The sequence below is a fragment of the Ruegeria sp. I1 genome (genome assembly GCF_056532675.1).
This window is the reverse complement of record NZ_JBQFNM010000003.1, coordinates 267,600-280,614: the sequence shown is the minus strand read 5'-3', so window position 1 is coordinate 280,614 and position 13,015 is coordinate 267,600. Positions and strand designations below refer to the sequence as shown.

The window sequence follows — 13,015 nt, the reverse complement described above, 5'->3', positions numbered from 1 at the left end:
AGTCATGAGCTAGCCGGACTGTCTTGGCGAACGCGACGAAGCTAGGCTCACAGTTCAGCTAATTGCTTATACGGGCAGAGTCCGGGCCGAATTGGCCCTTTCGGCTCATGTAACACCTCGATGCCAGTAAGTGTTGCTGCAGCCCAGGCAAAGCTCTTGAAACCGAGCATCGGGCGCGTTCGTCTTTTGATGAAACGATAGTCTTGTTCGACGATGTTGTTCAGATATTTGCGCCTCAACATCTCAATCGGGATCAGGCAGCCAACGCCTTTCAGCATTTTGTTGATCGCCTTAGTGCCAGCAGTGCTGGCTCCGCTTATGTCGACAACGATCTATTTTGCGGCAGACCGTTGACCTCCAGTGTCCGAGCTAAAAATCTTGTAGCAGCCGATTTATTTCGGCGCTCCGACAGCATGAATTCAAGAGTTTTGCCGTGCTTGTCGACGGCACGGTAAAAATAAACCGATGATGTGTCGCAAACTTTGGGCCTGGATTGACGACAGGACGCGGCAATACAGCCACGCGGAACGCGAGACCTTCGGCGACTACATCCGCGTGCAGGGATTCATCCTTACCTAGGCAAATACGATGGTTGGCAACGACAAGTCATGCAACGCAGGCCACGCTCGGCGAAGCATGGCCCTGGTGAGACGCATCAAGACAGATGGCCCAACTTTAACCAACAGGCTTGTGACCTACAGCCCCCCTGCCCTATCACTTCTCCATCAAAGCCCGATACCTGACCCGTGTGGGGCTTGCACATTTTGGGACCCGGCGCGCACCACCTGCGTCATTGTTCAGAACAAGGAATTTGAAATATGCCGATCGTGACACAGCCCTGCACCGCCTTTGCGGGCCAAAAGCCCGGAACCTCGGGACTGCGCAAAAAGACGCGGGTGTTTATGGAACCGGGCTATCTGGAGTGTTTTGTCCAGTCGATCTTTAACGCCATTGACGGTGGCGCGGGCAAAACGCTCATCATTGGCGGCGACGGTCGGTTCTTCAATGCCGAGGCCATCCAGATCATCCTGCGCATGTCAGCGGCCAACGGCATCGCCCGTGTTATCGTCGGCCAGAATGGTCTTCTGTCGACACCGGCCGTGTCGAACCTGATCCGAAAGCGAAAGGCCGAAGGAGGCTTCATCCTTTCGGCCAGTCACAATCCCGGTGGCATCGACGCGGATTTCGGTCTGAAGTTCAACGGCAGCAATGGCGGCCCGGCCTCGGAAAGTCTGACCGAAAAATTCTATGCGCAGTCGCAGACCATCACCCAGTATCACACGCTGACAAAAGACGATGTCGACCTTAGCCAGATTGGCACATCTGTGCTTGAGGGGATGCAGGTCGAAATCGTCGACCCGGTCGCCGATTATGCAGAGCTGATGCGCGAGCTGTTTGATTTTGACGCGATCAGATCGCTTCTGTCCGAGGGCTTCTCCTTACGCTTTGACGCGATGCATGCGGTGACGGGACCTTATGCAACTGCGATCCTTGAACAGGAATTGGGCGCGCCAACAGGTTCGGTGCTGAACGCAATTCCCTCGGTTGATTTTGGCAAAGGTCATCCCGACCCCAACCCGATCTGGGCCAAGCCTCTGGTCGATCTGGTCATGTCCCCTGATGGCCCGGATTTTGCCGCAGCCTCCGACGGCGATGGCGACCGCAACATGATCCTGGGCAAAGGCATCTACGTTACCCCATCGGACAGTCTGGCGGTACTAGCCGCCAATGCGCACCTCGCTCCGGCCTATGCAAAGGGGTTGTCCGGCGTGGCCCGATCCATGCCCACAAGCACCGCTGTAGACCGCGTGGCCAGCCATCTGGGCCTTGACTGCTATGAAACCCCAACGGGCTGGAAGTTCTTTGGCAACCTGCTCGACGCAGGTCGGATCACCTTGTGCGGAGAAGAGAGTGCAGGGACCGGATCAGATCACGTGCGCGAAAAAGACGGATTATGGGCAGTACTCCTGTGGCTGAATATTCTCGCAAAACGCCGGGTTTCCGTCCGGCAGATAATGGAAGACCACTGGCAAACCTATGGGCGCAACTATTACTCGCGCCATGACTACGAGACCGTGGACAGTGCCAAGGCCGATCAGATGATGTCAGAGCTTATCGCACGGCTACCAACCCTCCCCGGCAGCGGTATGGGAGAGCTCGTGGTCAAGACCGCAGATCAGTTCTCCTATCACGATCCGGTCGATGGATCGATGAGCCACAATCAGGGCATTCGCATCGTCTTTGAAAACGGCAGCCGCGGTGTGATCCGCCTCTCTGGCACAGGAACGGACAACGCCACAATCCGGGTCTATCTGGAAAGTTTCACGCCAAAGGACGGCGACCTGGGTGCTGATCCGCAAAGCGCCCTGAGTGAGGTTGCCGACGCTATCGCCGCCATCACCAGATTGCAGGAGATTTGCGGCAGAACCTCTCCGGATGTGGTGACCTGACCGTCCGGTTGCCGCTGCCAAAACCCGCAGCAACAACCAGATCTGCTCCGTTTTTAGCCAGAGCGCCCTTGCACCCCAGATTGCAAGGGGCGCGCAGAACCTTTCGGGTATTTTTGATAATCGCCACCACCGTGGTGGACTATCAATAGCTTACTTTGAACGGCTGCAGATCAAACACACGAATAAACAGAACCGGCACCCGCTCAGAGACGACTCCATTGGTCCTACAGGAGGAACCTCATGACGACGTCACCAATCGGGACACCGGAACAACTTCGAGACCCGAATTACTTTCCTGCCATCTATCGCGCGGTACCCTTGGGTATTCAGCACGTGCTGGCCATGTTCGTATCAAACGTGACCCCGGCCATCATCGTTGCGGGCGCAGCCGGGTTTGGCTTTGGTTCGAACAGCCCTGATTTTCCCGAACTGCTGTATCTGATTCAGATGTCGATGTTGTTTGCGGGTGTGGCCACGCTATTGCAAACCGTCACTCTCGGGCCTGTCGGGGCCGCGTTGCCCATCGTTCAGGGCACGTCGTTTGCATTTATTCCCATCATGATCCCGTTGGTCGCCGGGAAAGGCGTGGATGGGCTGGCCGCTTTGTTTGGCGGCGTACTCATTGGCGGCCTGTTCCATGCGCTTCTGGGCACGGTAATCGGCCGGATACGCTTTGCTTTGCCGCCGCTGGTGACCGGCCTCGTCGTTACCATGATCGGTCTGGCGCTGGTCAAAGTTGGTATCGAATACGCAGCTGGTGGTGTTCCGGCCAAGGCGTCGGGCGCGGAAAGCTATGGCTCTTTGTCCAGCTGGGCCCCTGCCCTGATCGTGATCATTGTCACGCTAGGGCTGAAGTTCTTTGCTCGCGGGATGCTGTCGATCTCGGCGGTTTTGATTGGTATTCTAGTGGGTTACGTCTATTGCATCCTGGTTGGAAAACTGCCACTCGATGCGATTTCTGGCTCGTGGGAACGCTCTGCCGCCTTCGCCTTGCCGCAGCCTTTCAAATACGGGTTCGAGTTCTCTTTGGCCGCTGTGATCGGCTTCTGCCTCATGGCCTTTGTATCGGCGATCGAGACCGTTGGCGACGTCTCAGGCATCACCAAGGGTGGTGCCGGGCGCGAAGCCACCGACAAAGAGATTCAGGGCGCAACCTATGCTGACGGTTTCGGCACAGCGCTTGCCGGTATCTTTGGAGGCTTTCCGAATACTTCGTTCAGCCAAAACGTGGGCCTGATCGCGATGACGGGCGTAATGAGCCGCCATGTCGTCACCATTGGCGCTATTTTCCTGATCATTTGCGGGCTTGTCCCCAAGGTCGGCGGCCTGATCCGTACCGTCCCGATTGAGGTTCTGGGCGGTGGCGTGATCGTCATGTTCGGTATGGTTGTCGCGGCAGGTGTCTCCATGCTGTCAGACGTGGTCTGGAACCGCCGGAATATGGTTATCTTTGCGGTGTCCCTGTCCATAGGTCTGGGTCTTCAGCTTGAAGTCATGAACGTCGCACCGGGCTCAGCCAATGCGCTGCAGCATTTACCGGATACGCTGCGCATCCTGGGGGCCTCGGGGATCTTGCCGGCCGCGCTGATTGCAATTGTTTTGAACCTTATCTTGCCCGAAACACTGGCCGATGAGGCAACCGAAGAAGTCTCAGGCGGTCTGGCAGGACATGGCCGGGGCGAGCTGGTGAAAGACGATCACGTCTAAGCAAATCGATGCGGCGGGAGACTACCGCATCTCTGCCTTCGATCAAGACTACACAATAGAGCTTGATCGAGGGCCCATTCCCCGAGCATCTCCGGACTATTCCGATGTTTCAAAGCGCAGCCTGCGTATGTCCGGATCAACCCGGCTGTAAGCTGCCAGCAACCGTGCGCTCCATTTCTGGGCAATGTAATCAGCCATAAAGCGCGAGGGGGCGATCAACGTGGCCACGCCCCCTGCCCTGTCGGCCTCGCTTAGATGTTGGAACCAACTTGCCCAAAGCTCAGGGTCCCGGCCATGCAAAATGGCCTGTACTTGCGTCCAGACATCATCTTCGGCCCCGTCAGGGAACGCCGCTTTGACCTTGAATGGCACAATATTTGTAACCGCTTCGGGTTCATTGGTCATACGCGCCTGGAAATCCGTGCCAATCACAGGCCAGACCTCTGAGGTATCCAACATCAGCTGCTTTAAATCCAGCTCGTATACCGCCACGCGCCCTCGGGCAGCCGGTCGTTTGACCACAACCCAGCCCATCGCACGAAATTTAGCCATTTCTCGTTTCACCGTGCGTTCATTCACCGACCACAGCCGCGAGATTTCTTCTCGTCCAATCGAAAGCTCATTGCTGCGCCAGTTATACCGCGTGGTGATCAGGGCTAAGATGCGTAGAATACTGCGCTGACGATGCTTGTCGCCCGACAGCGCATGCACTGTCAGCGCCGATAGAATATCGTACTTGAGGGCCGGTGCATTTCGCCCGACCGGTTTTGCAAGCTGCATCCTCGTTCTCACCGCTCTGGTCTGCCTCATGCGGTTCTTACCGCCGTGTCACGCTGTTTGCCAACGCTTTTCATCATCTTGCAGTGATTAGCGTCCAAAGCTTCGATTCTGTCAAGCAGAGTCTCATTTCAGGCCAGTTTGGGCTTGGGTTCAGATCAATTCAATAAAAGAAATTTGGTGAAGTAATGGTGATGGGGGACACACAGGATGACCCCCTATTTGGCCATTCTGTCCCCCTAAATGGGGTTGGTCGCCTATTGGTGGCCCCCTAAATGTGGGCGGAGCAGCGATGCGCTACCGCGGATTTCAGTACCCTTGTCTCCGAATCGCTCAGCGTTGCGCTGGCCCTTGTTTTCTTACCCACGGGTAAGTTTCATCTTCATGATATTTTCTTTTGCGTAAAGTGCAAATCGGGCGTAAATAGAAAAAAGATAACAAATAGCGTCCGAAGGAACGAGAGCTGAGGCATGTATACGCACGAAGATCTAAACGCATTGCGCAATCAATCGCTGAAACTGCAGGGCTGGATACGGCAGCAGACCTTCAGCCCCGAGATGGAGAAGACGCTCCGCCGCTTCTCTAGTTGGGAAGTGTCCGAGCTGATCTTTCGGATCAACCAGTCGACCTTCCGCGGTAAGCTTGCCGCTGATCCTTCGCTGCCGGGTGGTGAGGTCGAGCCAGATGGCCGACAGCGCTGGTTCAGCCTCGAAGAGGTGAACGAGCTGCGCCGCAGGCTCAAGGTGAACCGCAAATCCCTGATGCCGCCCCGCCCCGCCGGCAAACGCGCCATGCGCGCGGCTGTTGCCAATTTCAAAGGGGGTGCCGGGAAGTCGACCGTTGCTTTACATCTGGCGCACGCGGCTGCGCTGGATGGCTATCGTGTACTAGTAGTGGATTTCGACCCGCAGGCGACCCTGAGCCATTCGATGGGCCTGACGGACGTGGCCGAAGATTTCACCGTTTGGGGTATCATGGCGCGCGATCTTATCCGAGAAACAGAGCGGATGAACAACCGCCCTGCCGCTGCCGAATCCGGCACCGCCCTGCCCCGCCGCGAGCTGCCACCGTCGATCACCGGTATGGGCCTGGGTGATCTGCGGGTCGCTGACTTTATTCGGCAGACCTCCTGGTCGACGATCGATGTGATTCCGTCCTGTGCGAACGCTGCTTTTGTTGAGTTTGCGTCGGCCCAGTACCGACACCTAAATCCCGAATGGTCGTTTTTTGCAGCGGTATCGCGCTACCTGGATCAGATCCCCGACGATGCCTATGATCTGATCCTCTTCGATTGCCCGCCCGCGATTGGCTATCAGTCCATGAATGCGGTCTTTGCGGCGGACATGCTCTATATCCCCTCCGGGCCAGGATATTGGGAATACGACTCGACCACCTCTTTCATTGGTCAGCTGGCCGAAGCGCTCGAGGATTTGGCCTATGGGTTCGACAAGACCTTACCCACGGGTAAGATCGGTCTTCCCAAAACCTTCTGCGAACTTCGTTTCCTGCTGACGCGATACGAGCCGGGCAACGCTCTGCACCTTGCGATGTTCGAAGCGTTCCGCAAAGTCTTCGGCGACAACGTTGCGCAGCACCCGGTGGAAATGACCCGTGCCGTAGAGCAATCGGGCCGTTTCCTAAGTTCCGTCTACGAGATGGATTACCGAGAGATGACGCGCGAAACCTGGCGGCGCGCACGATCGACCTTTGATAACGTCTATGAGGAATTCCGGGATGTCATGCTGACGGCCTGGGACAAGCTGGAGGATGACGCATGAGCCGTAAACGCAGAATGTTTGACATCGATATGCCGGCAATGGAGGACATCCCCGTCGGTAAGGTTCCAGACAAGGTGCTGGAGAAAAGGCGTGGTCCGATGGCTGCAGCGATCTCAGAGAACGCAGATGCCCTGCGCGACCAGCAATCAACCGAAGATACGATCCGCGCCGAAAATGACCGATTGGCGCATGAACTGGTGCGGCTGCGGTCTGAAGGTTTGGTGACCGAGCGTGTGGCGCTTTCGAATGTTGTCACCGAAAAGCTGACACGCGATCGGAAGGCTGGTCCGGATGACGAGTTGGATGAATTAAAGGATTCGATCCGCGACATTGGTCTGTCAAACCCAATTCGATTGGAACGTCGCTCGGATGGTCGGTTTGATCTGATACAAGGTATGCGCCGCTTGTCTGCTTATCGCGCCTTGTATGAGGAAACTGGCGATGAGATTTACGCTGAAATCCCGGCAGGCATTTCGGATGCCGCGGATATCAACGACAGCTACCGGCGGATGGTGGATGAAAACCTCATCCGCAAGGATATCTCATTTGCGGAAATGGGTACCTTGGCGCGCGCCTACACAGAAGACCCGGCAAACGATTGTGCGGATGTGGATAAAGCAGTGGCAATCCTGTTCAAATCAGCCAGCTACACAAAGCGTAGTTATATCCGCGCGTTTGCCAGTTTGTTGATGATGCTGGACAAGGTGCTGATGCATCCAAACGACATCCCGCGCAATCTGGGGGTCACGCTCAAACGCAAGCTCGATGCGGATCCTGGTTTGGTACGTCAGGTTAGCACCGCCGTGATGAGCGAACCAGAGCGGGACAGCGCTCGCGAGATGGCGATCTTGCGGTCGTTTGTAGAGGTTCAGACAGGAGCCGAAAAGAAACCGGCACCCAGCAGTTCAGGAAAAACCCGCCGCGCCAAAACGACGTTTCAAGTGTCGGGAAGGGCAGGGGTCGCCCGATGCTCGGCTTCGAACGGGCGCATAGAACTGAAATATGATCTGGATTTCACGCGTGTAGATCGTAGCAAGCTGGAACAGGCTGTCGCGGTGCTGCTTGATGATCTTCAGGAAGAGGATGATCTTACCCACGGGTAAGAAACTGCCATCTTAGACCAGACCAAGCACCGGGCTATCAGCCCGGTGTTTTGCGTATAGAGCGAGTGTCAACACATTCATCACAAGGCCATCTGCAAGGTCTACGCAAACCCGTTGGGTCTGTAACTGGATCCAGGCGCTGGTTTGTTTCAACAAGGGCGTGCCCGCTTGCAAGGCGAGCTACTTTGTCCAGCAAAGCTCCCGCCAGGATGTGACGCTCCGGTCCAAGTCGAGCCCAGTCGGGCAGGCCAGTGTCTTGCGAAGGCTTTGCGCGACTGAGACCATTGTTGTCTAACGCCGTTGTTCTCGTTTGAGATGCCGCCGACGTCGCGAGGGCCGGAGGCGATCAAGTCCAACGCCATCGCCTTGTTCACGGGCCCAGCGGCCATTGTAGGTGTACACAGATCAAAGACCATTCCACGAACTTATTGTGAGAGGGAAGGGGGGGCAGGGCAGGGAGCTAAGGTGCTTCGGCTTAAACGCCGATTCTGCCTTCAACTCCTGACGGAGTTCGTATTAGACCGAATAAGGGATACTTATCGGGTATGATGAGGGTTTGATGCTGCGGCAAAAGTAACGATCATTACTGCCAAATTATGAGCACAAAGTGGGTAGGGTGGTTTCTATTAAACCCGAAATCAAAGAGTCTGCTGTAAACTCTTTCATCAATTCCTACGCGAACGCAGACATTCCCCAGTTCTTGAGTTTTGTGTGTCCAATCTGAATCGGGGACGAGGGCGGGCGTTGATTGAAACGAGCAGTTTCCCACCCATGCGACAGAAACGTAAGGCCGCCTTTGGTTGACCTCTCGTGTCATACTCTTCACTCTTGTGAGTATCTTCAGCCGCGAGGCCGCAATGATTCAAAAAAGCTTGCTTGTTATCCTTCTTATTTATTCCTGGATCGGGTTGCCCGGTTCGGTCGCCGCTCAAACACAAGGAACATGTGTCATAACGCGTATGGAAGGGCAGGCGGTCGTTTCTGCCCGAGGAGCAGGTGCCCAACCTGCAGTCATTGGTTTGGGTTTGGGGTTGAATGCCAAGCTGCGCACGGAAGCCGATGCAAGGGTTACCATTGCCTGCTATGTTGGGCTTGAAGTTGTTATAGGCCCGGAAAGCGAGATCGACGTGCTTGGTCTATTGGATCATGAAACGCGCCCCTTTGGACTGCGTCTGATCGATGGCGTCGCCGGGTTCCTTTTTTCCTCGGAAGACGGGAATGGCGTCCAGGTCAGAACCCCTTCTGCTGTCGCCGCGGTCCGTTCCACCGAGTGGGCGATGCGAGTCGAAAACAGGGCAAGCGCCATCTTCACACGTGAAGGCACGGTGTTTGTTTCTGCAGATGACATCGTTGCGCAACTAAGCCCGGGCAAAGGCATTGATGTATCCTCCTCTGGCGAGCTTGGGTCGGTCACGGATTGGGGATCGGCGCGCATAGAGGAATTCGACGTACTTCTCGGGGCGGAATGGTAGCACGCGACGGGTTTCGACGCGCACGACGCATTACCGGGGTGATCGTGCTGCTGTTGAGCCTGTTGATCGCGATCTGGCACCCAGGAGACCGAAGTACGTTTTGGCAGGGAGTTGAAGGCAGACTGCTCGACGCCAGATTCTTTTGGCGCGGCCCGGTGACACCCCCGGATGGTGTCGCAATCATTGCATTTGACGATGCTGCCATGGCACAGCTTGAAACGTTTCCGCCGTCTCGATCAGCCTTGGCAGAGGCGGTGACGATTGCCTCAGAGGCGGATGCCGCAGCAATTGCTTTGGACTTTCTGTTGATTGATCCGCGTGCGGGTGACGAAGGTCTTGCTGAGGCATTGGCAGGTGCAGACGCAGTACTTGGGGTAGCCGAGGCGCCCGCTGATGCATCTCTGCAAGATCTCCAGAGCGGCGATTTTTTAGTTGTGATTGCCCCTGAGTTCGACAACCCGCTGCCCGCGTTGGGACCGGCTGAAACTCTGCGCGGTGTGGTATCGATCGGACATGTGAACCTGCGCCATGATCCCGATGGAGCAGCACGTCGGCTTATTGCTGCGCAGTATCTGGCAACTAAAGACGGCAACGCATGGTATCCGCCGCTCGCCCTTGCGGTCCTCAAGGCGGCGGATGATAAGCTGGACCTACAGTTGCGGTCATCCGAAACAGGCGGGCACCTGACAGTTGGGGACACCTTGGTCGCGCTGGACAGGCAGGGCGCTATCCCCCTGAACTTTTACGGGCATGAAGGGACGATCCCGACCTATTCTTTCGCAAAGCTTGGGGAGGCAAACCTGCGGGACAAGATCGTGTTTGTCGGGGCCACCGCAACCGGGTTCGGAGACCGGCACGCGACGTCCTACGATGCCACCTTTCCCGGCGTTGAGCTGCATGCAACTTTGGCTGCAAACGTTATCGAGCAGCGTTTTCTGCGTCGTAACGCGCTGTCATGGTCATTGGACATCGCAGTGGCACTAATGGCGACTACGCTCGGATTCTTCGCGGCAAGAATGGACCGGCCCTGGCTTGGGGTTCTCGCGACCACAGCGGTATTCAGTGTTGTGGCTCTTGTACTGCAAGCCGCATTCGTCGTCGGTTGGTGGCTGGATGGGGTCACGGCGGTTTTTTCGCTTCTATTGGGCGCTTGTGCCGGCGCCGGGCTACGGCTTGTACAACATCGTCGACGCGCGGCGAATCTCGCGCTCTATCAGTCGCCCCTGCTTGTTGAGCGGTTGGCAGATGCAACCAACCCTCGCTTCGAAGCCTCGGCAAGACCTGCCGTTGTCTTGTTTGTTGATGTCGCTAGCTTCACGGCGCATTCCGAGAGCCTCGGCCCCGAGGGCACCGCCGATTTTTTGCGGCTGTTCCACGGGCTTGTCGAACAATCCGTGGAGCCGCAGCACGGGATCATCGCACATTTTGCAGGAGATGGCGCGATGGTTGTCTTTGGGCTGCCGGAACCCGGCCCGGACGATGCTATGCGCGCGCTGTGCTTCATCGAGGCGCTGTATGCGACGGTTGGCAATAGTCCAGACTGGCCCGGTCTCGGGATACGGGTCGGTGGTCATGCGGGCCCGGTCCAGACCAGTGTTATCGGCGGCAAGCGCCACAAACAACTCGCCGTGAGCGGTGACGTGGTAAACACAGCCAGTCGCCTGCAGGAGTTCGCCAAATCTCAAAACGCCGCCATTGCCCTGTCCGGTGCACTTCTGGAACCAGATCCGCAAACGCGCGATCAAGCAAAGAAAATGGGATTGAACCCGGCCGGCCAACATACGCTTCGTGGTCGGGTGGAACCCATTGACATCTGGACAGGACTGCCTCCGGGTACAATCCCAACCTAGCCCAGCTGTCACTGTACCCTAATGAATCAGATTCTCGTCTGAAATTTTCTCGCGATTTCAATGGTGTTTTGTACCTTTAATTTTCATACCGTACCGTTAATTCCAGTACTGCACCCTTAATTGCCGGACGGTCAAAACTGTGGAAGACATAGGCGCCTTTTGTGGCGCGCAAACGGACGCAGGCCTTCCAGGGTAGGCGAAACGTTGAGTGGCACCCTGCAGAAAGTCCTGTGGAAATATTGCAATTAAGGGTACAACTTTGCCCCAAATCGCTCTGAATCCGCAGATTCTGGTATATTAGGATACAGTGGCAGCGATTGTGATATTTCCATGATCGCAAGCGTCTGGGATCTGGATCTCACCCTAGCCTGTTATTCCAAGGGTGGGTCACGCTCGGTGGTTTCGATTTCCGGGCTTTACTCAGCTTGAAAATTCCAAAATCACCAACTTGCCGAGATATACTGAGTTTCCATGAATTCCAGCATACCCTCGTGGCCGCCTTCGCGTCCGAGGCCTGATTGTTTAACACCGCCAAACGGTGCTGCCGGATCGCTTACCAGTCCTCGATTCAGGCCAACCATGCCGTATTCCAGTCGTTCACACACCTGTAATGCGCGTTTGAAGTCATCCGAGAACACATAGGCCACAAGGCCGTATTCCGTGTTGTTTGCCCGGCGGATCACATCCTCTTGGTCAGTGAAGGTCTGTATGGCGGCGACTGGCCCGAAAATCTCATCATGCAGGCAATCGGCGCTTTCCGGCACGTTGGAGAGGACGGTCGGCGGGTAAAAGAAACCGGTCCCGTCAGGCGTGGCACCACCACATTCAACACGGGCCCCTTTTGCGACCGCATCGGCGACAAACCCGGCCACCTTGTCACGCGTGTCAGAGTTGACCAATGGGCCGACATCAACGGAAGGGTCGGTGCCATCGCCGACTTTCAAGGCGGACATTTCATCAGATAGGCGCTTCGTAAACTCCTCGGCGCGGGAGACGTGGACATAAATGCGGTTGGCGGCCGTGCATGCCTCACCCAGATTGCGCATCTTGGCCAACATCGTGCCTTCGATTGCAGTTTCCATGTCGGCATCTTCCAGAACGATGACCGGGGCGTTGCCGCCAAGCTCCATCGCGGGTTTCAGCACTTGATCTGCCGCGCCTTTCAAAAGCTTTCGGCCCACACCAGTAGAGCCGGTAAAACTCACAACGCGCACGCGCGGATCATGCATCATGTGATCCACCAAGGCACCGGTGCGCCGTGATGGTAGCACATTGACCAAACCGGGTGGAACGCCGGCCTCTTCCAACAAAGGCATCAATGCCAGCATGGTCAGCGGGGTTTCAGAGGCGGGTTTGATAATGACGGCACAACCGGCCGCTAGGGCCGGGGCGATCTTGCGCGTGCCCATGGCGGCGGGATAATTCCAGGGCGTCACCAACACAGCCAAGCCTGCGGGCTTATGCTGCACCATGATCCGCGCACCCGAACTGGGCGCGTGAGTAATCATGCCGTCCGAGCGCACCGCTTCCTCGGCAAACCAGCGAAAGAATTCTGCGGCATAAGTTGCTTCACCCACTGCGTCCGCGCGTGCCTTGCCGTTTTCCAAAGTGATCAAATGGGCAAACTCTTCCAGGCGATCTGTCATCAGCTCCCAAGCTTTGCGCAATACCTCAGAGCGTTCGCGCGGCGTTCGCGCGGCCCAATCTGCCATTGCCGCTTCGGCAGCATCCAACGCGGTATCTGCATCTGCGATTTCGGCTGACGCGACTGATGCAATCACCTCTTCGGTTGCTGGATTGACTACGTCAAATCGTTGATCTGCAGCGCCGGCGTGCCACTGACCATTGATGTATAGATCGGTGTTTTTCATGGTGTGT

General features: G+C 56.5%; 8 protein-coding genes and 1 pseudogene. 6 read left to right on the top strand and 3 right to left on the bottom strand.

Annotated features, from left to right (window positions below; all coding sequences use genetic code 11):
- Window positions 1-47 precede the first annotated feature (47 nt).
- Window positions 48-463 (bottom strand): annotated as a pseudogene (locus tag ACR0DH_RS07940) (DDE-type integrase/transposase/recombinase); the annotation flags it as partial.
- 355 nt (window positions 464-818) lie between these two features.
- Between ACR0DH_RS07940 and ACR0DH_RS07935 the strand changes: the two are divergent.
- Both ACR0DH_RS07935 and ACR0DH_RS07930 read left to right on the top strand, forming a co-directional pair.
- Window positions 819-2,450 carry an alpha-D-glucose phosphate-specific phosphoglucomutase gene (locus ACR0DH_RS07935; RefSeq protein ID WP_480548167.1) on the top strand — a complete coding sequence of 544 codons (1,632 nt, stop codon included), beginning with the start codon at window positions 819-821 and terminating at the stop codon, window positions 2,448-2,450.
- 240 nt (window positions 2,451-2,690) lie between these two features.
- The gene (locus ACR0DH_RS07930) at window positions 2,691-4,157 is read left to right on the top strand and encodes a uracil-xanthine permease family protein (RefSeq protein ID WP_480548165.1); all 1,467 of its coding nucleotides are present in this window, start codon (window positions 2,691-2,693) and stop codon (window positions 4,155-4,157) included.
- Between the two features lie 96 nt (window positions 4,158-4,253).
- On the opposite strand, the gene ACR0DH_RS07925 is transcribed toward ACR0DH_RS07930, so the two are convergent.
- Complete coding sequence (locus ACR0DH_RS07925) at window positions 4,254-4,937, bottom strand: DnaA N-terminal domain-containing protein (protein ID WP_480548163.1); 684 nt, start codon at window positions 4,935-4,937, stop codon at window positions 4,254-4,256.
- 467 nt (window positions 4,938-5,404) lie between these two features.
- Between ACR0DH_RS07925 and ACR0DH_RS07920 the strand changes: the two genes are divergently transcribed.
- From ACR0DH_RS07920 to ACR0DH_RS07905, 4 genes are all read left to right on the top strand, one after another.
- Entirely contained in the window at window positions 5,405-6,712 is a 1,308-nt protein-coding gene (locus ACR0DH_RS07920; RefSeq protein ID WP_480501703.1) for an AAA family ATPase, read from the top strand.
- Complete coding sequence (locus tag ACR0DH_RS07915; RefSeq protein WP_480548161.1) at window positions 6,709-7,815, top strand: ParB/RepB/Spo0J family partition protein; 1,107 nt, start codon at window positions 6,709-6,711, stop codon at window positions 7,813-7,815. Before ACR0DH_RS07920 ends, ACR0DH_RS07915 begins: the two co-directional genes overlap by 4 nt.
- 857 nt (window positions 7,816-8,672) lie before the next feature.
- On the top strand, window positions 8,673-9,287 hold the full coding sequence (locus ACR0DH_RS07910) for a FecR domain-containing protein (protein ID WP_480548159.1): 615 nt from the start codon (window positions 8,673-8,675) through the stop codon (window positions 9,285-9,287).
- A complete protein-coding gene (locus ACR0DH_RS07905; protein ID WP_480548157.1) occupies window positions 9,281-11,137 on the top strand; it encodes a CHASE2 domain-containing protein in 1,857 nt (618 codons plus the stop codon). The genes ACR0DH_RS07910 and ACR0DH_RS07905 overlap by 7 nt, the downstream gene beginning before the upstream one ends.
- A gap of 440 nt (window positions 11,138-11,577) precedes the next feature.
- On the opposite strand, the gene ACR0DH_RS07900 is transcribed toward ACR0DH_RS07905, so the two are convergent.
- A complete protein-coding gene (locus ACR0DH_RS07900; RefSeq protein WP_480548155.1) occupies window positions 11,578-13,008 on the bottom strand; it encodes an NAD-dependent succinate-semialdehyde dehydrogenase in 1,431 nt (476 codons plus the stop codon).
- Window positions 13,009-13,015 lie beyond the last annotated feature (7 nt).

Bases quoted from the DNA above. Each gene is read 5' to 3' on its own strand.
- ACR0DH_RS07935 (WP_480548167.1), top strand. From the start codon at position 819: ATGCCGATCGTGACACAGCCCTGCACCGCCTTTGCGGGCCAAAAGCCC.
- ACR0DH_RS07930 (WP_480548165.1), top strand. From the start codon at position 2,691: ATGACGACGTCACCAATCGGGACACCGGAACAACTTCGAGACCCGAAT.
- ACR0DH_RS07925 (WP_480548163.1), bottom strand. From the start codon at position 4,937: ATGCAGCTTGCAAAACCGGTCGGGCGAAATGCACCGGCCCTCAAGTAC.
- ACR0DH_RS07920 (WP_480501703.1), top strand. From the start codon at position 5,405: ATGTATACGCACGAAGATCTAAACGCATTGCGCAATCAATCGCTGAAA.
- ACR0DH_RS07915 (WP_480548161.1), top strand. From the start codon at position 6,709: ATGAGCCGTAAACGCAGAATGTTTGACATCGATATGCCGGCAATGGAG.
- ACR0DH_RS07910 (WP_480548159.1), top strand. From the start codon at position 8,673: ATGATTCAAAAAAGCTTGCTTGTTATCCTTCTTATTTATTCCTGGATC.
- ACR0DH_RS07905 (WP_480548157.1), top strand. From the start codon at position 9,281: ATGGTAGCACGCGACGGGTTTCGACGCGCACGACGCATTACCGGGGTG.
- ACR0DH_RS07900 (WP_480548155.1), bottom strand. From the start codon at position 13,008: ATGAAAAACACCGATCTATACATCAATGGTCAGTGGCACGCCGGCGCT.